The sequence below is a fragment of the Janthinobacterium silvisoli genome, from assembly GCF_014200725.1.
Taxonomy (GTDB): Bacteria; Pseudomonadota; Gammaproteobacteria; order Burkholderiales; family Burkholderiaceae_D; genus Janthinobacterium.
Map to the genome: position 1 here is coordinate 367,806 of NZ_JACHCL010000003.1, position 24,193 is coordinate 391,998.

General features: G+C 58.5%; 20 protein-coding genes. 10 read left to right on the forward strand and 10 right to left on the reverse strand.

Annotated features, from left to right (window positions below):
• Positions 1–4: 4 nt before the first annotated feature.
• The 4 genes from HDE75_RS18120 (at position 5) to HDE75_RS18135 (ending at position 2,501) form a co-directional block, all read left to right on the forward strand.
• Positions 5–277: a colicin immunity domain-containing protein gene (locus HDE75_RS18120; protein ID WP_183680829.1), complete on the forward strand. Its 273-nt coding sequence runs from the start codon at positions 5–7 to the stop codon at positions 275–277.
• Between the two features lie 3 nt (positions 278–280).
• Positions 281–754, forward strand: coding sequence for a hypothetical protein (locus HDE75_RS18125; protein ID WP_183680831.1), 474 nt, complete (start codon positions 281–283; stop codon positions 752–754).
• 74 nt (positions 755–828) lie between these two features.
• A complete protein-coding gene (locus tag HDE75_RS18130) occupies positions 829–969 on the forward strand; it encodes a hypothetical protein (protein WP_183680833.1) in 141 nt (46 codons plus the stop codon).
• 11 nt (positions 970–980) lie between these two features.
• The gene (locus HDE75_RS18135; RefSeq protein ID WP_221291920.1) at positions 981–2,501 is read left to right on the forward strand and encodes an RHS repeat-associated core domain-containing protein; all 1,521 of its coding nucleotides are present in this window, start codon (positions 981–983) and stop codon (positions 2,499–2,501) included.
• A gap of 7 nt (positions 2,502–2,508) precedes the next feature.
• Here HDE75_RS18135 and HDE75_RS18140 read toward each other — a convergent pair whose 3' ends face one another.
• Positions 2,509–2,970 carry a response regulator gene (locus tag HDE75_RS18140; protein WP_183680835.1) on the reverse strand — a complete coding sequence of 154 codons (462 nt, stop codon included), beginning with the start codon at positions 2,968–2,970 and terminating at the stop codon, positions 2,509–2,511.
• Between the two features lie 271 nt (positions 2,971–3,241).
• On the opposite strand from HDE75_RS18140, the gene HDE75_RS18145 reads away from it, so the two are divergent.
• The 3 genes from HDE75_RS18145 (at position 3,242) to HDE75_RS18155 (ending at position 7,134) form a co-directional block, all read left to right on the forward strand.
• Positions 3,242–5,416: a TonB-dependent receptor family protein gene (locus HDE75_RS18145; RefSeq protein ID WP_260174276.1), complete on the forward strand. Its 2,175-nt coding sequence runs from the start codon at positions 3,242–3,244 to the stop codon at positions 5,414–5,416.
• A gap of 327 nt (positions 5,417–5,743) precedes the next feature.
• Positions 5,744–6,403 carry an FxDxF family PEP-CTERM protein gene (locus tag HDE75_RS18150; RefSeq protein WP_183680836.1) on the forward strand — a complete coding sequence of 220 codons (660 nt, stop codon included), beginning with the start codon at positions 5,744–5,746 and terminating at the stop codon, positions 6,401–6,403.
• A gap of 281 nt (positions 6,404–6,684) precedes the next feature.
• On the forward strand, positions 6,685–7,134 hold the full coding sequence (locus HDE75_RS18155; protein WP_183680837.1) for a hypothetical protein: 450 nt from the start codon (positions 6,685–6,687) through the stop codon (positions 7,132–7,134).
• Between the two features lie 314 nt (positions 7,135–7,448).
• Here HDE75_RS18155 and HDE75_RS18160 read toward each other — a convergent pair whose 3' ends face one another.
• From HDE75_RS18160 to dusA, 5 genes are all read right to left on the reverse strand, one after another.
• Positions 7,449–7,871: a hypothetical protein gene (locus tag HDE75_RS18160; RefSeq protein ID WP_183680838.1), complete on the reverse strand. Its 423-nt coding sequence runs from the start codon at positions 7,869–7,871 to the stop codon at positions 7,449–7,451.
• A gap of 168 nt (positions 7,872–8,039) precedes the next feature.
• Positions 8,040–8,588, reverse strand: a complete 549-nt coding sequence (locus tag HDE75_RS18165; RefSeq protein WP_183680839.1) for a hypothetical protein — start codon at positions 8,586–8,588, stop codon at positions 8,040–8,042.
• A gap of 207 nt (positions 8,589–8,795) precedes the next feature.
• Positions 8,796–9,143, reverse strand: coding sequence for an energy transducer TonB (locus tag HDE75_RS18170; protein ID WP_260174277.1), 348 nt, complete (start codon positions 9,141–9,143; stop codon positions 8,796–8,798).
• Positions 9,144–9,231: 88 nt separating this feature from the next.
• Positions 9,232–10,995 (reverse strand): methyl-accepting chemotaxis protein, encoded by a 1,764-nt coding sequence (locus HDE75_RS18175; RefSeq protein ID WP_260174278.1) that lies wholly within the window; start codon positions 10,993–10,995, stop codon positions 9,232–9,234.
• A 552-nt stretch (positions 10,996–11,547) separates the two neighbouring features.
• A complete protein-coding gene (gene dusA, locus HDE75_RS18180; RefSeq protein ID WP_183680840.1) occupies positions 11,548–12,579 on the reverse strand; it encodes a tRNA dihydrouridine(20/20a) synthase DusA in 1,032 nt (343 codons plus the stop codon).
• Positions 12,580–12,865: 286 nt separating this feature from the next.
• Between dusA and HDE75_RS18185 the strand changes: the two genes are divergently transcribed.
• The 3 genes from HDE75_RS18185 (at position 12,866) to HDE75_RS18195 (ending at position 17,706) form a co-directional block, all read left to right on the forward strand.
• Positions 12,866–14,116: a TetR family transcriptional regulator gene (locus HDE75_RS18185; RefSeq protein ID WP_183680841.1), complete on the forward strand. Its 1,251-nt coding sequence runs from the start codon at positions 12,866–12,868 to the stop codon at positions 14,114–14,116.
• 134 nt (positions 14,117–14,250) lie between these two features.
• Positions 14,251–16,503 (forward strand): TonB-dependent receptor, encoded by a 2,253-nt coding sequence (locus HDE75_RS18190; RefSeq protein ID WP_183680842.1) that lies wholly within the window; start codon positions 14,251–14,253, stop codon positions 16,501–16,503.
• 18 nt (positions 16,504–16,521) lie between these two features.
• Positions 16,522–17,706: a phosphatidylinositol-specific phospholipase C1-like protein gene (locus HDE75_RS18195; RefSeq protein ID WP_183680844.1), complete on the forward strand. Its 1,185-nt coding sequence runs from the start codon at positions 16,522–16,524 to the stop codon at positions 17,704–17,706.
• 84 nt (positions 17,707–17,790) lie between these two features.
• Here HDE75_RS18195 and typA read toward each other — a convergent pair whose 3' ends face one another.
• The 4 genes from typA to infB all read right to left on the reverse strand — a co-directional run bounded on the left by typA (position 17,791) and on the right by infB (position 24,164).
• Positions 17,791–19,623 (reverse strand): translational GTPase TypA, encoded by a 1,833-nt coding sequence (gene typA / locus HDE75_RS18200; RefSeq protein WP_183680846.1) that lies wholly within the window; start codon positions 19,621–19,623, stop codon positions 17,791–17,793.
• A 209-nt stretch (positions 19,624–19,832) separates the two neighbouring features.
• Complete coding sequence (gene truB, locus HDE75_RS18205; protein ID WP_183680848.1) at positions 19,833–20,771, reverse strand: tRNA pseudouridine(55) synthase TruB; 939 nt, start codon at positions 20,769–20,771, stop codon at positions 19,833–19,835.
• A gap of 2 nt (positions 20,772–20,773) precedes the next feature.
• Positions 20,774–21,190 carry a 30S ribosome-binding factor RbfA gene (gene rbfA / locus HDE75_RS18210; RefSeq protein ID WP_183680850.1) on the reverse strand — a complete coding sequence of 139 codons (417 nt, stop codon included), beginning with the start codon at positions 21,188–21,190 and terminating at the stop codon, positions 20,774–20,776.
• Between the two features lie 109 nt (positions 21,191–21,299).
• On the reverse strand, positions 21,300–24,164 hold the full coding sequence (gene infB / locus HDE75_RS18215) for a translation initiation factor IF-2 (protein WP_183680852.1): 2,865 nt from the start codon (positions 24,162–24,164) through the stop codon (positions 21,300–21,302).
• Positions 24,165–24,193: the final 29 nt, after the last annotated feature.

The window sequence follows — 24,193 nt, forward strand, 5'->3', positions numbered from 1 at the left end:
TGCGATGAGTGACAAGCTATTAGCTACGGTTGATTCCTACCTGGCCTCAGAACTGAGTCCTGAGGATTTTGTTGAACAGTTTATTTTGCAGTGGAAGGTTGAACGCGACAGTGGCTTATACAAGGCTGATCCAGCGAATCTGAGCGAACTTCTTTCCACCATATTTTGCTTGGCTGATCTGTTCAATGCTGCAGATGATAGAGAGGACTACGAATTGAATGACGAAAACCTGAGGCTACGGATTCTAGCTTTGTTAAAGGCCGGTGAATGGCGTTGATTAGTGCTCGACTACCAGCGCACCATCCACACGGTGCAGCACCGCGGCAAGGCAGTACGCTACATCGAGGTGACAGCTGACGATATCAGCACCGCTAATCGCCTCGCGCATGACGTGCTGGGGCGTACCCTAGACGAGCTGCCGCCGCAAACTCGTAAGCTGCTGACAACTTTGCACGGCTGGGTCAAGGTGGAGGCAGGGCGGTTGGCGATGAAACCGGCCGACCTGCGCTTTAGCCACCGGCAGGTGCGGGAGCTTACTGGCTGGGGTGATACGCAGCTCAAGATACACCTGGCCAGGCTGGCCGAACTGGAATACATCCTGGCGCACCGCGTGGCCCGTGGCCAGGGACTGAAATACGAGCTGGTGTATGACGGCCAGGGCGATGCGGGTGGGCGCTTCCTGATGGGCTGGCCGACATGGCGCAGCTCGATGGCAAGGCGGTCTTGCCTTACGACGCGCAGCGGTCGGGGGTAAATGGCGAGTGGTCGGCCCCCGGTCGGGGTGTGGTCGGGGTGCAGTCGGCCACTGGTCGGCATGATGAAATTGCCTTGATCGCCAATGCCGGCGCGGCCTGCAATGGATCGGACGAGATTGATGCGCAAAAGCCGCGTCAGGCCATCACGGCGCGCAGCCCGTCGTACCGTAGCGCAAGCGCCGTGCTTGCCACCAGTGCGACCGGCGACGCCTGAGGGCAGCGACCATGGCACGTAAAGGCCAGTCCACCATCAAGCCCGTGACCGGCGACGTGCGCGACCGCGACAGCCTGTACCACCACCTGCTGCGCTTCAACGCCTGGCAGCACGAGAAAAACTACTCGGTGGCCACCATCGAGACCCGCGAGGTCTACCTGCGCTACCTGTTCCTGTACCGGAAGGAGGATGGCCAGCCGCTCACCACGCGCAGCCAGCACACCCGCGTCACGCCGCTGCGCGCCTACTTTAAATGGTTAGCGCGGCATAACCACATCCTGTACAACCCGGCGTCCGAGCAGAAGCTGCCACGGCTGGAGCGCTGCCTGCCCAAGCACGTGCTGACGATCCGCGAGGCCGAGACGGTACTGGCCCAGCCCGACCTGAGCACGTCGACCGGCATCCGGGACAGGGCCATGCTGGAGACCTTGTACAGCACCAGCAAGCGCCGCAGTATCACTGGCGACGCCATCCCGGACAGCCTCGATGGCGTAACGGACAACCGCGGCTTTACGGGCCATGAAATGCTCGACAAGCTCGACTTGGTGCATATGAACGGGCGCATCTACGACCCCTTGCTGGCGCGCTTCATGAGCGCTGACCCACTGATCCAGGATCCGATGCATAGCCAGAGTTACAACCGCTATACCTATGTGTGGAACAATCCGACGAATCTGACGGATCCCACCGGGTTTGCGGGGGAAGATTTGCCGGAAGAGCAACTGAAAAGGCAACTCGATGAACAGCGGCGGCTGAACGAGAAAAAGGCAGATTCGAGCAACCAGAACGGTAAAGGGAACGGCGATAAGCCGAAGCATGGCAAGGGTGACGAGTACGTAAGGCGAAATCCGCTGCCTGGGTACAATCTCGCCACCAACATTTTGCTGGCCGGTGCTGACACTGAAAGGATTGCTACTGGTTCAGCTGTGAAAGCTGCGGAAAGTCTTTCGAAGCCAGCAATTGGAGCAACGGGTAAGGTCGGCGAGGACGCGCTAAAGCTGTTGGGTGGGGATTCTCAAGTTTATTTCCGCACAAGCCAAGGTGGCCGATATATTGACCAACTTGTGAATGGTATCGGGCATGAATCAAAAGTTGGATACACGTCTCTGACTGCTGATATTCGTGTTCAGATTGCCAAAGATGTTGAGTTAATGGCGACGAAGCAAATTAGAGGCTCAACTTGGAATTTCTTTACAAGTCCAGTCACAGAAATAATCGCGATGCACCTGCATCGCCTGCGCGACATAGTGCTCAAGGGTACTGAAGCTCTCATCTTTTTTCAGCACATTCCATTGCCGCGTCTCACAACCGACGATCATGAGACGGCGCCTGGCAAGGTGCAAATTCGATGGCACGCTGGGCAGAAACAGGCCAGACAGGCGCTGTGCATCGACGCGTGGCGCATGGCGGTCCAGCAATTCGACGTTGAAGTCCAGCAGCACCCGGAGATAGCGGTCGGCCAGGCCGGCGGATGTCAACGGTGTGTCTGTCATGGTTTGCGCTCAGAATGGGGAGCACAAACCATAACATGAAGAAATATCATCCCGCCAGCACCGACTCCACCGTCGTCGCCAGGTCTTCCATGCGCACCGGCTTGACGAGGAAGTGGCGGAAGCCTACCGTCAATGCATCGTCCATATACATGGGCAGGCTGTGGCCGGTGACGGCGATCAGTACGGCGTTGGCGGTGTCGGGATTGTTGCGCAGGCGGCGGCCGATTTCGATGCCGCTGATGCCGGGCATTTCGATGTCGAGGTAGACAGCGTCGGGTACGCGCAATTTGACTTGCTCGGCAGCCATCTGCCAGTTGCGCACCACCACCACCTGGTGGCCAAAGGTTTCCAGCAGCAGGGCCAGCGTTTCGCCCACTTCCTGATTGTCGTCCACCACCAGCAGGTGCAACTGGCGCTTGCCTTCTGCCTGATCGGCGCCCGCATGACGGCGCTCAGTGGGCGATACCTGTGGCGTCGTTTCCGCCTTGTTTTCCATTAGATAGCTCATAGCACCTTCACGTCCAACAGCTGCAAAAACGGCAGTATACAAGAAGGACCACTGATACCTCCGCACCCCAGAAGAGTAGCTGAAAGGCAAGCAAAACCCGCATGGAGACTAACTTGCCTGCAAATCTACGTAGTCTGTGTCATTGACGATAAAAATGGGAATCATTATCATTTGCATCCTTTAGCTGCCGGATGTCTACGCCACGCCATGTCACGTTGCGCCGTCTTACCGTCTGCGCAACCTTTCCCATCGGACTCATTGGAGCATATGCATGGCCGCTGCACCTTATACCATTCCCCTGACACTGCGCCCTGCCGCGCTGGCCATCGCCCTCGCCTGCCTGGCCATGCCGTATGCGGCCCAGGCAGAGGACGCCAGCAACAGCAACATCGGCGCCGATACCACTGCCGCTGCCGCAGTTGCCGACAATACCGCCGCGCCGGGCAGTAGCGCCGACAATGCAGGCCCGGTGCTCGAAGCGATCCAGGTCAGCAGCAATCTGCTGGGCACTACCATGTCGGCCAGCACCAAGAACTTTGCCGGTGCGCGCACTGTGGTGCAAAAAGATGCCATCCAGAATTCGGGCGCGACCAGCGTCAGCGATGTAATGCGCCGTATTCCGGGCGTGCAGATCAGCGATAACTCGGGCAGCTCCGGTAGCGCCGTTTCGCTCAATATCGGCGTGCGCGGCCTGGCCGGCCGCTATTCGCCACGCAGCACGGTATTGCTCGATGGCATACCGATGGCGGTGGCGCCATATGGCCAGCCGCAACTGTCGTTCGCGCCCGTCAGCCTGGCCAATATCGAAACGGTCGATGTGGTGCGCGGCGGTGGCGCAGTGCGCTTCGGCCCGCAAAACGTGGGCGGCATCATCAACTTCAAGACGCGCGCGATTCCCAATACGCCAGGCATCACGGGCGACGCCAGCGTGCGCTACAACAGTTATAGCGAGACGGGGCAGAATCAGCAGTACAGCGTGTTTGCCGGCGGCCAACTCGACAATGGCCTGGGCCTGGCCCTGCTGTATTCGGGTGTACGCGGCAGCGACTGGCGCGTGGGCAGCGATGAAAAGGTCAACGACTTCGCGATCAAATACCACTATGACCTGAGCCCGACTTCCGAGATCTATGGCAAGCTGTCCTACTACGACGTCAACTCGCGCACGCCAGGCGGCCTGACCGTGGCGCAGTACAAGGCCGACCCATACCAGAACACGCGCCCGACCGACTTCTGGAGCGGCGACCGCACGGCGTTCGATATCGGCTACCTCAATTCCATTTCCGCTACCCAGGAATTTGAAATCCGCAGCTATTACAACAACAGCTCGCGCCAAAGTACCCTGATCAATGGCCTGAACTTGGGCCACCAGCCGCGCAACTATGAAACCATCGCCATCGAGCCACGCTACACGCAGCGCTTCACGACCGGCAAGGTGTCGCAAGATGTGACCGTCGGCTACCGCTATCTGCGGGAACGTGCTGACGAGACCGTCTACAACACGGTGCTTGCCACCAACGCGCAGCTGGCGCCAACGGCCTTCGCCAATAACTCCACCGATGCGCAATCGCTGTATATCGACGACAAGATCGCCATCGACTCCTGGCGCATCACGCCTGGCGTGCGCTACGAACATATCAAGACGGTACGCGTCAATCACATACCGACCGACCAGGAAATCGCCCTGCTCAACAACAAGGCCTTGCCATCGATCAATGTCGCCTACTTGCTGAACAGTAACGTGACCCTGTTCACCGACTACAACAGCTCGTTTGGCGCCGTCCAAAACACCCAGCTCAACTCGCAGTCGGCAAATAACCCGCTGCAACCGGAACTGGCAAAAACGGCCGAACTGGGCGCGCGCTGGAAAAGCGCACAACTGTCGGCCGAAGCCACCTTGTTCAATATCAAGTTCGACAACCAGATCCAGTCGGTCGGCAGCGGCATCAACACCATCTTTTTCAATATCGGCGCCACCCATCACCGCGGCCTGGAAACAGCAGTCGATTACCACTTCGACGATCATGGCCCACTGGCCGGCTGGAATACCTACGCCACCTACACCTACACCAAGGCCACCTTGCAGGATGGCGTGAATGCGGGCAATGACGTGTCCTTCTATTCGCGCAACACCGATACGCTGGGCGCCCACTACCAGCAAGGCGCCTGGGGCTTTGATTTATCGACCACGCATCAAAGCCGCCAGTTTGCCGATGAAGCCAATACCGTGCTGGAAAACGCGGCAGGCAACCTGGGCATTATCCCTGGCTACCGCACCTGGAATACCCAGGTGAAATGGAAAGTGCCAGGGCAAAAAGGACTGGAGCTGGTGGCTGGCGCGAATAACCTGACGAACAAAAGCTATTTCACGCGCACCTCAGACAGCAACCTGGGCAAGATGGTCGGTGCACCGCGCATGGTGTATCTGCAAGGCAGGTTGGCGTTCTAAGCGAGGGATTTACTGCAAACTGATCAGATCGATAGTCGCCGAGCCACCCGGCACGCCACAAAAACCTGCACCACTGTTGTTTTGGTGCAGGTTTTTTTTCGCCCTCATGTTACAAAATTCCCCTGATGCAATTGAGACAAAAGCGCTGCTTACTCTGAGTCCTCGCCGCAGTTAATTCACTGTGGAAATCAATTTCCACGTAGACATAAAACATTTCACAATTACATTTTTTTTAGCGAGCACCTGTTCTTTTAGTGAGTTTTGGTGATATTCTTTAAATGTCATTTAGGAAATTAAATTAATCATTAAATAAGAGATCGACATATCATGAAGACGCCTGCCATCTTGCTGAAAATCGCCGCATTGGCCACCCTGGCCGCCGCTGGCACCACCCATGCCGCGACCAATCTGGTGGTCAACGGCAGCTTTGAAGATAACCGCATCAGCTCGCCATATGCACAACTGAGCGCCGTCACTGGCTGGTCTTCATCGGTCAGCGGCAATGCGGCATTTGAAATCCAGAAAGGTGCCACCCAGGGTGGCTTGAGCGGCTTCAACCCGGTTGCGGCCGATGGCACGCAATATCTGGAATTGAATAGCGAGCGTCTGACGTCGGTATCGCAGACCGTCTCCACCACGGCGGGCGGTACTTATATCCTGTCGTTTTCCTACTCGGGCCGCCCTGACACGCCAGGCGGTGTCAACAGCTTGATGAATGTATATTGGGGCAACACTCTGCTGACGCCTAGCCCATTGAGCGGCAATACCAACGGCGTGTGGCAAACCTATAGCCAGAATCTCAGCGCCCTGGGTTCCTCGACCGTGCTGCGCTTTGAATCGGTCGGCCCCGTTTCCTCTCCCACGTATGGCTCTTACCTGGACAAGGTCTCGCTGGTATCGGCCGTGCCTGAACCGCAGACCTACGCCATGCTGCTGCTGGGCCTGGGCTTGATGGGTTTCGTGGCGCGCCGCAAACGCCAGGCATAAATTTCCCTGTAGGCCACCTCAGATTAGCCGCCCTGCACATGCTGCCGGGCGGCTTTTTTCCGTCTGGATACATCAGCTCAGCAGCGTTAAAATGTTGCACAAAAGAACTAAATTAGGACTACAATAAGCGTGGCAGATCACGCAAGCATCCAGATCAAGCAATCAGCAATATCGCCAGACCCACGCCGCATCCAGCCTTGCTGGCAGCACACACTATTGAACAGGAGAGGCGGCGCCACCGGCAGCGTTTCCGCTACGGTCCCGGGCGCCCAGCACGCATTATGTCTGTAGAAAAAACCATTACCGAAACTAGCTCCTACGGCAAGGAAACTCCCGTGGGACGTCCTGACGTCGATGGCCGGGCCGGCATCTTTGTACCGACCGCCGACTTTGATATGGCCAATACCACCACCATCCGCAAGGGTGCCGGCATCGTTGGCTTTGGCAATCTGGATGGCACGCTGACCGTCTATTTCGAAGGCAACCGCTTCGACGACAGCAGCCTGCACAAATGGGAAAACAAGGCGCGCAAGGCATATGACCGCATGGTCATGGGTGCACCGACTGTCTCCAAGGCAAAACTGGACGCGCGCATGCTGGAACAGGTAGGCATCATCGATGGCATGGGCATCAATATCAAGCAGCCGGAACGCCTGACGCATTGGCTGACCATTTCGGATCTGCTCGACACAGCGCCGGAAGATACGGTAGTGCGCTGGAAGGGCCGCTAAGGCCTTGCCTCATCGGCGGCGGGCAGTTGTCCTACATGGCGGCGGACATTCATCTGATTCCTGTAGGCATCAATTAATTTTAAGATGGAAACATAGTCACCAGACAAACCGCTAGCCATCAGGAGCACGACATGACCCGCCTCATCCCCATCAGCTTTGGCGCCTTGCAAATAGGTCTGGCAGGCTTGGCGATGTATCTGTTGTGCTCGGTGGACGTGTTGCATCAGGCGTCGATCTACTTTCATTGAGACGGACGCCTGCCTGATGACTGATCACTCCTGACAAAACCGGAACGCAGGTTTTAGCAGCGGTGATTAACGCCAGCGGCCGCGGCCCCAGCCACCGCGATAGCCGCCCCAGCCACCGCGATAGCCGCCCCAGCCGCCACGATATCCGCCCCAACCGCCACGGTAGCCGCCGCCGAAGCCGAATACCAGATCGACCGACACCGGTGGATTATAGTAGTAGGGTTGCGCATACACGGGCGCCGGCACATAGACAGGCTGCTCGACATACACAGGCTGTTGCTGCACATACACGGGTTGATCCGTATATTGCACGCTAGGCGTGCTGACAACTGTGCTGTTCTGCACTACCGGGGTAGACGACACGGTGTGCCACTCGTACGGATTGTATGCTGCTTGCGGGGCACGCGTGCCGTAATAGGCGGGACCGGGGGGTGCCACAGCACAGCCACCCAGCGCGGCCAGCGAAATTACTGCCAACAAGGTTTTCATCGGAATTCTCCTATCTCTAATTAGGTACTATAAGAAATAACGCGCGCCTTTGCTGTGCATTTACCTATTGTTACACCCCTACGCAGAGCGCAACATGAAACGTGGCGGCGCCGCCACAAACGGCTTGCAGCGTGCATTTTTTCAATATTACCCCATACCAAAACAGCATCAGATATAGGGAATCTCACAACGATCGATCACTTTCCCATCTGCATCATAGCGCTGCACACAAACCTGATAGCGTACGCCATAATCGAGATCGACCTGCTCCACTTTGCCATACTTCAGGTTCAAGGCTGGCCGCACCTGGCTTTTGCCGGCCAGCGCAGCGACATCTTGCGGGATCGTCATCGAGGTCTGCACCTCGCCCTGGCACGCTTGCTGACGCCGCGCCACGTCCATCTCCAATGCCAATGAGAGATTGACGCCCCCCTGCGCATAGCTGAACGTGGGGGCGTTGCGCCAGGCGCGCATCACGCCCCAGGCACAAACCTTGGTGTCGGCATCGCATTGCTTCAACTGCGCCAACGGAAAATATTCGGCGGCAACCTTGCCATCCTTCAAGGGCCAGCTGGTGCGCACGCCATCGCGCTTGCCGGTCAGTGGATTATCCCAACTCAGGCTATTGACGACGGCAACGGTCTGCCCCGCCTCCAGGCCAACCGGCGCACCCAGGCTGGCACAGGCCGAGAGCATGGCAGCGATGCTGGCGATCATGGAAAGTTTCAGGACGCAATGCATAATGAACCTCTTCTCGTGGGGGTATAGGCTTAGAGTAACAGAAGCACGCCACGGCGCCGTGCCCTCGCGCACATAAGCGATGTACATAAAAAACGGGCAACGCCTGCCGTCAGACGCTGCCCGTGGATGGGTATAACAAATTACTGCCGCCTTGCAGTTGCTGCGGCAGATGCTGCCAAATTCTTAATCCAGTTTCCAGGCGTAGTCCACCTTGGTCCAGGTTTGCGCTGCTGCACCATCCTTGGTGCCCGGCTTGAACTTGCAGGCGGACAGCGCTTTGATGGCGGCCTTGTCCAGATTCTTGAAGCCGCTGCTTTTCTCGATTTTCGAGTCAGCAACACTACCGTCGGCGTTGACCAGGAAGGACATCGATACCGTGCCCTGTTCCTCATTCATCAACGAGGCTTTTGGATAGTCGGCCTTGCAGTTTTTCGAATCAAACGATGCCGGTACTTCTGCTGCAAATGCAGCGGAAGAAACAGAAACCAGCAGCGCTGCTGCCACACTCATCGAACGCATTTTTTTAAACATTTGCTTCCCCATAATTATCAGACTTATCAAGCACACCAGTTACGCCCTGCATAGCCCGGTGTGCTTGCAACCGAATGTAAAACCAAACTTAGAACTCTTCCCACTCATCATTACTGGTGGTGGCAGCTGCGCGTTTCGGTGCCGGTGCTGGCGCCACTGGAGCGGACTCTTCTGTCTTACGCGCCAGCGACTTGACTGGACGCAATGCTGCTGCCGGCTTGCGCGCGATCACAGGCGCGGCTTTCGGCTCGGCTTGCACAGGCACATAAGCGGCCGGCTTTTCTTCGCCTTCCACCAGCTTGAAGATACTGACCACGTGGGCCAGTTCGGCTGCCTGGTCTTGCAGGCTTTGCGCCGCTGCAGCGGCTTCTTCCACCAGCGATGCATTTTGCTGCGTCATGCCATCCATTTCGATGATCGACAGATTGACCTGGGCGATACCGGCGCTTTGCTCCTGGCTCGCGCTGGCGATCTCGCTCATGATGTCGGTAACGCGGCGCACACTGTCGACCACTTCGCCCATCGTCACGCCGGCCTGGCCAACCAGGCGCGTACCGCGCTCGGTTTTCTCGGCCGAGTCATCGATCAGGGTCTTGATTTCTTTCGCTGCACCAGCCGAACGCTGGGCCAGGTTACGCACTTCGGAAGCGACCACGGCAAAGCCACGGCCCTGCTCGCCGGCACGCGCTGCCTCGACGGCCGCATTCAATGCCAGGATGTTGGTCTGGAAAGCGATGCCATCGATCACGCCGATGATGTCGACAATCTTCTTGGCCGATTCATTGATCGAGCTCATGGTGTCGACCACTTGCGATACCACCGAGCCGCCTTTCAACGCCACATCCGATGCGGTGGCGGCCAGCTTGTTGGCTTCACGTGCATTGTCTGCATTCTGTTTCACGGTCGAGGTCAGTTCTTCCATCGCCGAGGCGGTTTTTTCCAGTGCGCTCGCTTGCATTTCCGTGCGCGACGACAGGTCCAGGTTGCCGGCTGCGATTTCACGCGAGGCCGTGCCGATGGTTTCCGTGCCGACACGTACCTGGCCCACGATATTGACCAGGCTGTTACGCATTTCTTTCATTTCCGCCAGCAGGCTGGAGTTGTCCGACGGCTGGGTGTGGATGCCGATCGACAGGTCGCCATTGGCGATGCTGCCGGCAATCGATGCCGTGTAATCCGGTTCGCCGCCCAGTTGCTTGAGCAAGCCGCGGGTAATCACCAGTGCCGCTGCCACGCCCATCCCGACCGCCAGTACGCCGAGGATGATCATGAACAAACGGGCACTGTCGAACGCCGTGCGGGCATCTTGCTGCATTTGCGCATTCAACTTGTCTTCCAGGGTAGTCAGTTGCTCCAGCGCTTCTATCCATTTCTTTTGCACCGGACGGATTTCCTTGATCATCACGCGCGTGGCGCCTTCTGCATCATTGGCCAGCCACAGTGCCGATGCCTTGCCGATGGCCGGCATGGCCGCTGCCTCATATTCCTTGATCGAAGCGAGCAAGGTTTTTTCCTCGGTCGTCGATTCGAGGGCGAATTGCGCCTCCAGCTTTTTCTGGGCTTCCTGATACGTCGCAGTCTGCGTCTTGATACGCGCCATTTCCGGCTCCATATCACCGGCATCCGTCATCAGGGTCAGGATGCGCAAGGAAGTGATGCGGTCACTGACGTTGGTCCGCATGTCGGTCACCAGGCGGGTCACGACGTTGTTGACGTCGATCACGTGATCGAGACGTTCCTGGATCTGCGCCATGCGCGCGATACCGACCACCGTGACGGCGACCAACAACACCAGTACCAGGGCAAATCCCAGGCCCAGACGTGTACCAACCTTCATTTTTGCTAAATTCATTTCGGCTCTTCGTAAATGAAACTATTGATAAGAATTTTGCCCGGCACGACAAGACGAGGGCTGCGTGTCACCGGTATCGGCCAGCGGCCTGCCCGGCTGCTCGCGGTATCCGGCCGCACGCAGCCCGAGGTGTTTCCTGGTCTTCCCAACCCCCTGAACAAGCAGTGACTGCGAATGCAAATTTGCTCTGCATATTAAATTTTCGACACATTTAGTAGCTGTAGCAACATCAAAAATTCATATGAGAAATATTTGTCTATAATCAATTATAGGTGTAAATTTTGCCTCAAAGCAAGCAATAACTGCCTGAATAATTTGCAGATTAACTTTCTTCGGGGAAATGACAACATCTCCGTTTCTTGCCAAGCAGAAACGCCCCATTAGCGTGCAAGCATGCGATGAAACTGCAAATTTACAACATATAAAAAAGTTATTTATGCCAGTTTTATAAGCAATGGCAGTGAGCCGGAGGTGGCGGAAAATGCGGCGTAGAAGCCGATGGGCCGGGACGAACGCCCGGCCGCACAGGTTAAAGCAGGTGGAGACTAAGCCTCAAACATGGGCAGGCAAACGGGCGGCCGCCTCAAGCAGCAAGCGCGGATCGCCCGACGCCAGCTTCTTCGAATCTGACAAAGTCTGGCGGAAGCTGCGCGCGCCAGGCAGGTTTTGCATCAGGCCCAGCATGTGGCGCGTGATGCTGTTCAATTTCAAACGGCCACCCTCTTTTGCCAGCTGCGCACTAATATAAGGGATCATCGCTTCGAGTACCTGCTCGCGGGTTTTCACTTCGGCAGTGTCGCCGTAATAACGCTGGTCGAACTGCGCCATCACATACGGGTTGTGGTACGCCTCGCGGCCCAGCATCACGCCATCGAGATGCTGCAAGTGCAGGTCGATTTCGTCCAGCGTCTTGATGCCGCCATTGATGATGAATTCGAATTGCGGGAAGTCGCGCTTCAAGCGATAGGCGTAATCGTATTTCAGCGGCGGCACTTCGCGGTTTTCCTTCGGGCTCAAGCCTTTCAGAATGGCATTGCGCGCATGCACGATAAACGTGGAGCAGCCGGCGTCAGCCACGGTGCCGACGAAATCGCGCACGAAGTCGTAGGACTCGCTATCGTCGATGCCGATACGGTGCTTGACCGTGACGTCGATCGTGACTACGTCGCGCATGGCTTTCACGCAATCGGCCACCAGTTGTGGTTCGGCCATCAGGCAGGCGCCAAACGCGCCCTTTTGCACGCGTTCGGACGGGCAGCCGCAGTTCAGGTTGATTTCGTCATAGCCCCATTGCTGGCCCAGTTTCGCGCTGATGGCCAAATCCTTCGGATCGCTGCCACCCAGCTGCAGCGCCACCGGATGCTCTTCCTCGTTGAAGCGCAAATGACGCTCCACGTCGCCGTAGACCAGCGCACCGGTGGTCACCATTTCCGTGTAGAGCCAGGTATGGCGCGTGATTTCGCGGTGGAACTTGCGGCAATGGCGGTCGGTCCAGTCCATCATCGGGGCGACGCTAATCCGGCGACCAGTGTCAACCTTGGATTGTTGAGCTTCCCCTGCTGGGGACTGAAGGTTTTGTTGCATTGGTTTATCGCTGTACATAAGGAATAATCACTTGGCTCATCTCGTGGCGCGGCAGGATGGCGACGAGATGGCTTCAGCAAGCAAGGTGATAACGAATAAGATAGTAGGCTATGGCGCAAGGACTTCCCCCTCCGTCACGAAGGGCAGGCCGTTGGGTGGGCGGCTACGGCCGAGTAGAACATTCTGGCTATAAAACACCAGCAGGTGCGTATCATATCAAAAATGACGCTGGCCGGCGTGCCAGCGATGGCACGCCTATCAGAAAAGAAACAGGAAAACATCGACCATGCCCCCAATGGATCACCTGGCAGAACCGCCAGCCACACGCAAACGCGGCAAGCCACCCACCGCGGAAGCATTGCTGGCGGCCGCCTGCCGCATCGCCGCCACCGAAGGCTTCGCTGGCCTGACCTTGCGGCCGCTGGCAGAAAGTCTGGAGGTATCGGTCACGGTGCTCAGCAATCACTACGGCGCGCGTGCCGATGTGATCACGGCCATCTGCAAGGCCGCACTGGATGAGGAACTGCGCCTGTTCACGACCTGGCGCCGCGACCTCGTCACGCTGGAGATGCTGGCGCCGGCCGTTGCCGCCGACCTGGCGGAAATCATCGTCGAAGAACTGGCGGTGCGCCAGCGTCCGCTGTCGCAGCTGTTTGTCGAAATGGTACAAGCCTCGACCTGGGACGAGACGGTGCAAGCGGCGTTTGCGCCATGGCTGCAGGCGCGCGGGCAGTTCTGGCACGAGTTCGGCACGCGCGCGGGGCTCCCCGCCGCCCTGCTAGACAGCGGCTGGCTGGCCGGCTATTTCATCGACGAACTGGCCTACAGCGTGCTATTGAATCATGCGCCGCCTTACCGGCTGCTGCGCCGTCTGTGCCTGCGCCGGCTGTTTTCCGGACTGGTCCAACGGCCGGACGAGAACAGCGATACGGCCTTGTTCTCCATGCTATTCGATGCGCTGGAGTATCAGCCGGGCGAACCATCTGTCATGCAGGGCGCCGACCTCAGCGCTGGCTGGCCGGGACGCGCGGCCCAGGCCTGCGCCATGCAATTGTCGGCGCGCGGCGTTAGCGGCCTGACCCACCGCGCCATCGCCGCCGAGGCCGGCGTGCCCCATACCACGCTCAGCTACCGCTTTCCGACCCAGCACGATCTGGTGATCGCCGGGCTGGAATACATCATCTCGCACCTGCTGATCGCCGTGGACAAGGCTGAGCTGAGCGGCAAGCAGCTATCAAGCATAGGCGACCAGCACGGACTCGATGTCGGCCGCGCCACCTTTGCCGTCGCCATCGCCGCCACGCGCCTGCCCCGGCTGGCTGCTTGCGCGGCCGACATGCGGCGCCAGCGCGGCATCAACCTGGTCAAACTGTTGCCCCAACTGGCGCCCGAGGCCACCGGCATGGACTGGCTGGCGGCGCAGATCATGTCCATCGGCCTGATCGGCCTGGCCAATACATTGCCACCCGGCGAAACTGCCCGGCAAGCCGTCAATCAAGCCTTCGGCAGCGTCATCAGCTGGGTGCAGCGCACCTAAGCTGATTCGACCATCCGTCTTCCTTTATTCAAATACCCCTACAATTATGAAAAATATTTTCGTACAACTGTAATTTTACGGTCATATTAGCTTGATACAGTAAACGCTTTCATCGACTCATTCCTGAGGAAAGCATGCTGATTTCAACCCCTTACCGCAGCCTGGTGCTCGCTTGTGCCGCCGTCAGCTGTGGCGCCGCCTCCGCGCAAGACCAGTCAGCGACTGCACTGCCGGATGTCATCGTGACGGCGCAGCGGCGCAGCGAAAATGTGCAAAACGTACCGATTGCCGTCAGCGTGATCACTGGCAAGGCGCTGGAAGACTCCGGCTACCACGCACTGACCGACCTGCAATACCTAGTGCCCAGCCTGCAGTACGACCCCACGCAGGGTGCGGCCTTCCAGATTCGCGGCGTCGGCAGCGAAAGCTTCGATTTTTCCAACGCCAAATCGGTCAGCGTGGTGGTCGATGATGTGGTGATGGACGCCCAGCGCGCCAACGGCCTGATCGGACTGGTCGACATCGCGCGTGTCGATGTGCTGATGGGGCCGCAAGGCACGCTGTTCGGCAAGAACGCCACCTCGGGTGTGATGTCGGTCAACACGGCCAAGCCCGAAATCGGCGCCACCAGCCTCAACGCTGGCGTCAGCTACGGCCAGCGCAACGATCATACGTACAACGCAACGCTGAACCTGCCGCTGGGCGACAGCAGCGCCTTGCGCATCTCTGCCTTCAACCAGGGCCAGGACGGCTACGGCAAGTACACCACGCTTGACCGCACATTGGGCAGCGTCAGCGAACGGGGCTATCGCGCGCGCGCGCTGTTCAATCCCAGCCGCGACCTGGAAGTGATACTGTCGAATGACTACCAGCATCACTGGGACAGCAATATTCGTACAGCTGTTTCTGGCGCGCCAGCCGCTGTCACTGCGGCCGAGATCGCCAACGGCGTTATTCCGGGGCCACGCAATGCCGACAGTGCCGATTCCTCGTTCGGCCAGACCACCAGCGAAGAATGGGGCAGCTCCTTGCGCCTGCGCTACCAGCTCGGTAACGGCGCGACGCTGACCTCGATCACCGCCTATCGGGGCACGACCTACGACAACGACACGCCGGCCGATTTGGTGCCAGGCAATATCTTTGCCTACGTGCCGTACAACAAGGGCGCGCTGGGCACCACCAAATACAGTCAGGAATTCCGCCTGGCGTCCGCTAGTGGGCAGTTTGTCGACTATCTGGGCGGGCTGTTCTGGAACCAGCTCGACGCCCGGCAAACCCAGTTGCAATGGGCCACCCTGGGCGCACCGCTGGTGTCGCCCACCGGCGTGCCGCGCACGCAACTGTACGCGCTGACGGGCGCCATCGGTGAAGATGGCAACACGTCCCTGTTCAACACGCGCAACACCACGGCGGCGGCGTTCGGCCAGCTGAAATTCAACTTCACGCCACAAGCGAGCCTGGCGCTGGGTGGCCGCTACACGCAAGACCGCAACAGCCAGTCGCTGCGCTACATCAACACGCCCAGCGAACCGATCACGGGCGTGAACAACACCTTTGTCGCCACCAGTGCGCCGCCGCTGTATCCCGAGGGTTCGGTGTCTGGCCACAATTTCTCGTACCGCATTTCGCCGCAGTACCAGCTCAGCAAGGACACCATGGTGTACGCCAGCTACACCACTGGCTACAAACCGGCCGGGATCGCCTTTGTCGGCAACAAATACGATCCCTACCGCGAAGAGACGGTCAAGAGCTACGAGCTGGGCATCAAGTCGGAACTGCTGAACCGTACGCTACGCCTGAACGCCGACCTGTTTCTGGAAAAATTCAATGACTTCCAGACCACCATCCTCACGAGCATCCCCGGCAGCCCGACCCTGCAGGCGGTGATCGGCAACGCCGGCGGCCTGCGTAGCGGCGGCGCAGAGGTCAGCGCAACCTGGCGCGCCGCCCCAGCGCTGACCTTCAACAGCGCGCTGACCTACACTAGCGCCAAGTTCACCGACTACGTCTACGACAGCAAGACCGACTACACCAATACGGCCCTGACGAATGCGCCGCGCTGGGCCGGCAACCTGGGCGTCAACTACCAGACCGAAGTCGGCGGCAAGCTGACCCTGAAAGCGCATGCGGACTATGCGTTCCGCAGCAAGCTGTGGACCGTGGTGGGCCAGCCGGCCTATTCGGAAGTGCCCGGCTACGGCCTGGTCAATGCGCGCCTGACATTCGCGCCACATGACAGCGCTTTCGAATTCGGCCTGTATGCGCGCAACTTGCTCAACCGCTATTTCTCTACCGGCTACCAGCAATACGGAACACTCGGCCTGCTGCACTACACCTCGCCCAACGCCGTCCGCACGGTAGGCATTTTTGCCAACTACAACTACTAACTTAACTTCCAAGACCTCATGAAACTGCACACACTTATCCTGGCCTGCCTGCTCTGCCAATCCGCCTATGCAGCCGAAGCACATCAACTGCCGGCCGACCTGAAGATCAACCAGTTGCAGGTGCTGGGCACCCACAACAGCTACGGCCAGGGACTCGATCCGCAGATGGAAAAGCTGTTTGAAGAAAAGGCCCCCGACTTCAGCAGCTTTATCGACAAGATGCCACCGGCGGCGCGCGCCCTGTTCCAGGAAGAGCATCCGAACAGCATGTCGGCCTCGGAACTGCTGAAATACAGCCACCCCAGCCTGGAAACGCAGCTGAACTTGGGCGTGCGCAGCCTGGAGATCGATATCAATCCCGATCCCAAGGGCGGCATCTATGCCAATCCGGTCGGCTACAAGATGCTGCGCGACAAAGGCATCACCGATTTGCTGCCGTTTAATTCGGCCGGCCTGGACCAGCCCGGCTTCAAGGTGCTGCATATTCCGGACATCGACTTCCGCAGCAACTGCCCTACCCTGCACCTGTGTTTGCAACAGATACGCGGCTGGTCCGATGCGCATGCCGATCACGTGCCGCTGTTTATCCTGATCGAAGCGAAGAACCAGGACCTGCCCATATTGCCCGGCGCCACCCACACCGTGCCGTTCACGCCGGCGCTGTTCGATGACATGGACAAGGAATTGTTGTCGGTGATGGGCCGCGAGCGCATCATCACGCCCGACGATTTGCGCGGCAACTACCCCACCCTGAATGCCGCCGTGCGCGCCGACAACTGGCCGACGCTGGCAAATGCGCGTGGCAAGGTACTGTTTTTGCTGATGACGGCGAACGGCCCCAGCGGCGCTGCCGGCTACCTGACGGGCCACCCGTCTTTGAAAGGGCGCGCCGCCTTTTTGCGCGCCGAGCCGGGCGAAGACCATGCGGCCTTCTTGCTGATGGACAATGCGCTGGTGCGTGGCAAGCAGATCCGTCAATACGTGGAACAGGGTTATCTGGTGCGCACCCGCTCGGACATCGAAACCTTTGAAGCCAAGACCAACGATATGACGCGCGCCAATGCCGCCTTCGCCAGCGGCGCCCAGATCGTCTCTACCGACTTTGAGCAGCCGGGCAATGCCTACAAGACCGACTATGTGATCAAGCTGCCGGGTGGTGCTGCGGCCCGCGTGCGGCCAGAGCCAGCGTCCGCTCCAAAGTAATAGACCAGATATGCAAAAGGCCACGGATAACCGTGGCCTTGCTGATGCGGCGGGCATGGCCCGCAGGCCATGCGCTACAACATATTAAGAATCGCGCGATGCTTTTTTACGCTCGTGCTCTTTCAGGAAGCGCTTGCGCAGACGGATCGATTTCGGGGTGATTTCCACCAGTTCGTCGTCCTCGATGAATTCCACTGCGTATTCCAGGGACATCTGGATAGGTGGTACCAGGCGTACCGCTTCGTCGGTACCCGACGAACGCACGTTGGTCAGCTGTTTGCCCTTGATCGGGTTAACCACCAGGTCGTTGTCGCGCGAGTGGATACCGATGATCATGCCTTCGTACACTGGATCGTTGTGCGACACGAACATGCGGCCGCGGTCTTGCAGTTTCCAGATAGCGTAGGCAACAGCAGCGCCGTCATCTTGCGAGATCAGCACGCCGTTACGACGGCCAGCCATTTCACCACGGGTGTTGTCGACGGCTGCGTATTCGTGGAATACGTGGCTCATCAAACCGGTACCACGGGTCAGGGTCATGAATTCGCCCTGGAAGCCGATCAGGCCACGTGCCGGGATCAGGTACTCGAGACGCACGCGGCCCTTGCCATCCGATTCCATGTTTTGCAGGTCGCCACGACGGCGGCCCAGTTCTTCCATCACGCCGCCCTGGTTGGCTTCTTCTACGTCAACCGACAGGTTTTCAAACGGTTCCTGGCGCACGCCATCGACCATTTTGAACACCACGCGTGGACGCGACACAGCCAGCTCGAAGCCTTCGCGACGCATGTTTTCGATCAGAATCGTCAGGTGCAGCTCGCCGCGGCCCGATACTTCAAAGATCGTGTCGTCATCGGTTGGCGCAACGCGCAGAGCAACGTTGGCTTTCAATTCTTTTTCCAGACGGTCACGCAGTTGACGCGAGGTCACGAACTTGCCTTCGCGGCCAGCCAGTGGCGAGTTGTTGACCATGAAGTTCATGGTCAGGGTAGGCTCGTCAACGGTCAGCATAGGCAGCGCTTCTGGAGTGTCCAGTGCGCACAGGGTCGAACCGATGCCGATTTCGTCGATACCGTTGATCAGGCAAATGTCGCCGGCAACAGCTTCGTCTACCAGCACGCGCTCCAGGCCTTTGAAGTTCAACACCTGGTTGATGCGGCCTTTGACTGGGGTTGCGCCTGGGCCATTGATGACCAGCACGTCCTGGCCAACCTTGACGGTACCGCGGTTGACGCGGCCAATGCCGATTTTACCCACGTAGGACGAGTAGTCCAGCGAGGTGATTTGCATTTGCAGCGGGCCTTCTGGATTGTCGTCGCGTACTGGCACGTGTTCCAGGATGGCGTCAAACATCGGCTTCATGTCGCCGCCGCGTACGTCTTCGGTCAGGCCAGCGTAGCCGTTCAGGCCCGAAGCGTAAACGATAGGGAAATCCAGTTGCTCGTCGGTAGCGCCCAGTTTGTCGAACAGTTCGAAAGTCTGGTTGATGGCCCAGTCCGGACGTGCGCCTGGACGGTCGATCTTGTTGACGATAACGATAGGTTTCAGACCCAGTGCCAGCGCCTTGCGCGTGACGAAACGGGTTTGTGGCATCGGGCCTTCTTGTGCATCGATCAGCAGCAGAACCGAGTCAACCATCGACAGTACGCGCTCTACCTCGCCACCGAAGTCGGCGTGGCCTGGGGTATCGACGATATTGATGTGGGTGCCTTCGTACTCAACGGCGCAGTTCTTCGACAGAATCGTAATGCCGCGCTCCTTTTCGAGGTCGTTCGAGTCCATGACACGTGTGTCTACCGCTTGGTTTTCACGGAAGGTGCCGGACTGACGCAGCAGTTGGTCAACCAGGGTCGTTTTGCCGTGGTCAACGTGGGCGATGATTGCGATGTTGCGAATTGCGCGTTTTGTATTTGACATGGTCGTAGTAGTTACTGAAAAACTGCGGAGTGCGTACGTAGGTGTACGAGATACCCGAATGCTAATCTATTTCCGGAACCGCGTAGTATAGCATGTTGCGCTGCAACGCTATTCAAAAATGCTGGCGGCTCCAACGGTCGGCGACGGATGGTTTAAAAAAAGCGACACCATTTTGATAGTGTCGCTGACTAATATGACTTTATTGTGACTTACGGCTGCTGCGCCGTGGCGATCAGACGCTCTGGCGCCAGGATGCTGTATTCCTGCAACTGGCCAGTGCCCAGCAGTTTTGTGTCGTGATACACACGCACCCTGCCCGGCTCGCCTGGCACGACAACCTCTTCCTTGCCCAGGGCGATGCGCTGACCGTGCAAAAAGCGTTTTGCCAATTCCTCGGTCAACTGCACGGCAGGGAAACTCGACAGCAAGGCATCGACGGGGGCCAGCAAGCCGAACGGCGCTTCGTGGGCCGTCAGTTCGTCCAGAGTAACCACGCCAGCGAGTGTCAGGCTGCCCACCTGCGTGCGGCGCAAGGCGTTCAGATGCGCGCCGCAACCGAGTGCCGCGCCGATATCTTCACCGAGCACGCGGATATACGTGCCCTTGCTGCACATCACCGACAAGGTCAAAAACGGCGCTTCATAGCGGATGAATTCCAGCTTGTGGATCGTTACCGGGCGCGCTTCACGCTCCAGGGTGATGCCGGCGCGCGCATATTCATACAGTGGCTTGCCGTCGCGCTTCAGGGCCGAGTACATCGGCGGCGTCTGCATAATGGGGCCACGGAACTGTGCCAGCACGGCGTCGATCTGTTCCTGCGTCACATTCACGTCGCGCGTTTCCAGCACCTCACCTTCGGTGTCGCCCGTATCGGTCGTCTGCCCCAGGTGCACCACGGTCTCGTAGGTCTTGTCCGCTTCCAGCAAATCCTGGGAAAACTTGGTCGCTTCGCCAAAGCACAGCGGCAGCAAGCCCGTGGCGAACGGATCCAAAGTGCCAGTATGGCCGGCCTTTTTCGCATTCAGCACGCGTTTGGCCTTGATCAAGGCATCGTTGCTGGACCAGCCGACCGGCTTGTCCAGCAGCAGCACGCCATCGACCAGGTCACGCACCCGCTTGATGCCGGGCGGTCGTTTTGCTCCGGCCACGCTTATTGCTCGTCCGCTTCAGATTTGTCGTCCGGCTCGGCATCAGCCGCGCGCGTGGCGTTGGCCTTGTCGATCAGCAAGGACATTTCCATGCCGCGTGAAGTCGAGCTGTCGTGCACGAAGTGCAACATCGGCAAGGTATGGATGTGCAGGCGCTTGCCCAGCAAGCCACGGATGAAACCGGCCGCGGCGCTCAAGCCTTCGGTGGTGTTCTTGATGGCTTCCTTGCTGTCTTTCAACATCGTGAAAAACACCTTGGCGTGCGCGTAATCAGGCGTGATCTGTACTTCGGTCACGGTGATCATGGTGCCGACGCGCGGGTCTTTGAGTTCGTAGGCGATGATTTCGGCCAGGTCGCGCTGGATCTGGTCAGCCACGCGCAAGCCGCGCGCTGGCATGGTTTTGCTATGTTTAGCCATGATATTTCTATGCTGTCCTAAGTGCCGCAGGGCGCATGGGTCAAACGGTTGCCCGTTGACCAATGCGCCCCACGTGTGTGCGCGGACAAGTCCGCGCGGAGTATGACAATTACAGGGTACGAGCGATTTCCTGAACTTCGAATACTTCCAGGGTGTCGCCAACCTGAATGTCGTTGTAGTTCTTCAGCGACAGGCCGCACTCCAGACCGGCGCGCACTTCTTTCGCGTCGTCCTTGAAGCGTTTCAGGGAGTCGATCTCGCCGCTCCACACCACGATGTTGTTGCGCAACAGGCGGACGGAAGAAGCACGCTTGACCACGCCATCGGTGACCAGACAGCCGGCAATTGCGCCCACTTTCGAGACCAGGATAACCTGGCGGATCTCGACCTGGCCGATAACGGTTTCGCGTTTCTCTGGCGCCAACATGCCCGACAACGCCGATTTGATCTCGTCGATCGCATCGTAAATGATGTTGTAGTAGCGAATGTCCACGCCATTCGACTCGGCCAGCTTGCGTGCTTGAGCGTCGGCACGGGCGTTGAAGCCGATGATGACCGCTTTCGAAGCGACTGCCAGGTTGACGTCCGATTCCGAAATACCACCAACGGCAGCATGTACCACTTGTACGCGCACTTCCGATGTCGACAGCTTCTGCAGCGAACCGACCAGCGCTTCTTGCGAACCTTGCACGTCGGTTTTGATGATCAATGGCAAGTTTTTCACTTCGCCTTCGGCCATCTGGTCGAACATGTTTTCCAGTTTCGCGGCTTGTTGCTTAGCCAGTTTCACGTCACGGAACTTACCTTGACGGAACAGACCAATTTCACGCGCCTTGCGCTCGTCAGCCATGACGACCACTTCTTCACCCGCCACTGGCACTTCCGTCAGACCCTGGATTTCTACCGGGATCGATGGACCAGCTTCGGCAATCGCCTTGCCGTTTTCGTCCAGCATGGCGCGTACACGGCCATACGAAGAGCCAGCCAAAATCACGTCGCCGCGCTTCAGGGTGCCGGACTGTACCAGGATCGTCGCAACCGGGCCACGGCCCTTGTCCAGACGCGCTTCAACCACCAGGCCGCGTGCAGGTGCATCCACCGGTGCCGTCAATTCCAGCACTTCAGCTTGCAACAGCACTTGTTCCAGCAGATCGTCGATACCCTGGCCGGTTTTGGCCGATACCGGCACGAATGGCGATTCGCCACCGTATTCTTCCGGCACGACTTGTTCGGCGACCAGTTCCTGCGTCACACGGTCGACGTTGCCACCCGGTTTGTCGACCTTGTTGATCGCCACTACCAGCGGTACGCCAGCTGCTTTCGCATGGGCAATCGCTTCCTTGGTTTGCGGCATCACGCCATCGTCGGCGGCAACCACCAGAATAACGATGTCGGTTGCCTTCGCACCACGGGCACGCATGGCGGTAAACGCTTCGTGGCCTGGGGTGTCGAGGAAGGTGATCATGCCGCGTGGCGTATCGACGTGGTAAGCGCCGATATGCTGCGTAATGCCACCGGCTTCGCCCGAAGCGACTTTGGCGCGGCGGATGTAATCGAGCAAGGACGTTTTACCATGGTCGACGTGACCCATGACGGTGACCACAGGAGCGCGTGGCTTGGACTCGAAGTGCGCGTGTTCGCCCACGTCGGCCAGCAAGGCTTCCGGATCGTCTTGTTCAGCAGCAAATGCCTTGTGGCCCATTTCTTCGACCAGAATCATGGCCGTTTCCTGGTCCAGCACCTGGTTGATGGTGCACATCTGGCCCAATTTCATCAAATGCTTGATGACTTCGGATGCCTTGACGGACATTTTGTGCGCCAGTTCGGCGACGGTGATCGTTTCCGGCACGTGCACGTCTTTGACGACAGCTTCGGTCGGTGCCTGGAAGTTCGATTCACGCTCGTCATGGTGCGATGGGCGACGGCCCTTCGCGCCACCGCGCCAGCTGTCACGACCCGCCGGGCCGCTATTGCCGCGTGGCTTGGGACCACCGGTGGTGCCGCGTTTTTTCGCGTCATCCGACCAGGTCGACGACACATTGGCCGACTTGATCGATTTTTTGTCTGCAACCGCTGGCTTCTTGTCGCCTGGTTTTTCGCCAGGTTTCTTGTCGGCTGGCTTGTGCAAGGTGCCTTCCGGCGCCTTCGGCTTGACTGGCGCCGGTGCTGGCTCAGGGGCTTTGATGGCGCGACGTGGCGCGTTCATCATGGCCTTGATCTGGGCAACCTCGTCCGCCACGGCCTTGCGGGCGCGTTCGGTGGCTTCGGCTTTTTCAGCAGCTTCCTTGGCAGCAACTGCAGCGGCAGCAGCTTTTTTCTTCGCTTCTTCAGCGGCGGCAGCTTTTTTCGCTTCAGCAGCAGCGTCGTCAGCTACGGCAGGCGTACCTGCAGCAGCGGCAGCGACCACGGTAGCGGCCTTGGCGGCGGCTTTCTTGGCTTCTGCTTCGGCTTCTTTCTTGGCAGCCAATTCAGCCTGTTGCGTGGCTTTCGCCTGGGCTTCTTTTTCTGCGTCGAGCTTGGCCAGACGTTCTTGCTTTTCGCGCAGATCAGCTTCCTGGCGGGCGATCAGTTCAGCCTGCTTGCGGGCTTCTTCTTCGCGACGCGCCACTTCGGCGTGATCGATCACCGGCGCGGCAGGCGCGACCGGTTCTGCTGCGACCGGCGCGGCTTCATCACGCTGGACGAAAGTACGTTTCTTGCGCACTTCCACCTGGATGGTGCGCGATTTGCCGGTTGCATCGGCTTGCTTGATTTCGGTCGTTTCCTTGCGGGTCACGGTGATCTTCTTCTTTTCTGTGTCAGCCGCTGCGCCATGGGTGCGGCGCAGATGATCCAAAAGCTTGTCCTTATCATCTTTCGACAATGGATCTGACGTCGAACTTTTCTCGACGCCGGCAGAACGCAGCTGCGTCAGCAGCAAATCTGCAGGCATCTTCAGTTCGGTGGCAAATTGGGCTACGTTGTTACTCGCCATTCAGTCCTCTTTTCTATGTGTCGCGGAGA

Excerpts from the sequence above, each read along its gene's own strand:
- HDE75_RS18120 (WP_183680829.1), top strand. The coding sequence starts at position 5 with ATGAGTGACAAGCTATTAGCTACGGTTGATTCCTACCTGGCCTCAGAA.
- HDE75_RS18135 (WP_221291920.1), top strand. The coding sequence starts at position 981 with ATGGCACGTAAAGGCCAGTCCACCATCAAGCCCGTGACCGGCGACGTG.
- HDE75_RS18140 (WP_183680835.1), bottom strand. The coding sequence starts at position 2,970 with ATGAGCTATCTAATGGAAAACAAGGCGGAAACGACGCCACAGGTATCG.
- HDE75_RS18145 (WP_260174276.1), top strand. The coding sequence starts at position 3,242 with ATGGCCGCTGCACCTTATACCATTCCCCTGACACTGCGCCCTGCCGCG.
- HDE75_RS18150 (WP_183680836.1), top strand. The coding sequence starts at position 5,744 with ATGAAGACGCCTGCCATCTTGCTGAAAATCGCCGCATTGGCCACCCTG.
- HDE75_RS18155 (WP_183680837.1), top strand. The coding sequence starts at position 6,685 with ATGTCTGTAGAAAAAACCATTACCGAAACTAGCTCCTACGGCAAGGAA.
- HDE75_RS18160 (WP_183680838.1), bottom strand. The coding sequence starts at position 7,871 with ATGAAAACCTTGTTGGCAGTAATTTCGCTGGCCGCGCTGGGTGGCTGT.
- HDE75_RS18165 (WP_183680839.1), bottom strand. The coding sequence starts at position 8,588 with ATGATCGCCAGCATCGCTGCCATGCTCTCGGCCTGTGCCAGCCTGGGT.
- HDE75_RS18170 (WP_260174277.1), bottom strand. The coding sequence starts at position 9,143 with ATGTTTAAAAAAATGCGTTCGATGAGTGTGGCAGCAGCGCTGCTGGTT.
- HDE75_RS18175 (WP_260174278.1), bottom strand. The coding sequence starts at position 10,995 with ATGAATTTAGCAAAAATGAAGGTTGGTACACGTCTGGGCCTGGGATTT.
- dusA (WP_183680840.1), bottom strand. The coding sequence starts at position 12,579 with ATGCAACAAAACCTTCAGTCCCCAGCAGGGGAAGCTCAACAATCCAAG.
- HDE75_RS18185 (WP_183680841.1), top strand. The coding sequence starts at position 12,866 with ATGCCCCCAATGGATCACCTGGCAGAACCGCCAGCCACACGCAAACGC.
- HDE75_RS18190 (WP_183680842.1), top strand. The coding sequence starts at position 14,251 with ATGCTGATTTCAACCCCTTACCGCAGCCTGGTGCTCGCTTGTGCCGCC.
- HDE75_RS18195 (WP_183680844.1), top strand. The coding sequence starts at position 16,522 with ATGAAACTGCACACACTTATCCTGGCCTGCCTGCTCTGCCAATCCGCC.
- typA (WP_183680846.1), bottom strand. The coding sequence starts at position 19,623 with ATGTCAAATACAAAACGCGCAATTCGCAACATCGCAATCATCGCCCAC.
- rbfA (WP_183680850.1), bottom strand. The coding sequence starts at position 21,190 with ATGGCTAAACATAGCAAAACCATGCCAGCGCGCGGCTTGCGCGTGGCT.
- infB (WP_183680852.1), bottom strand. The coding sequence starts at position 24,164 with ATGGCGAGTAACAACGTAGCCCAATTTGCCACCGAACTGAAGATGCCT.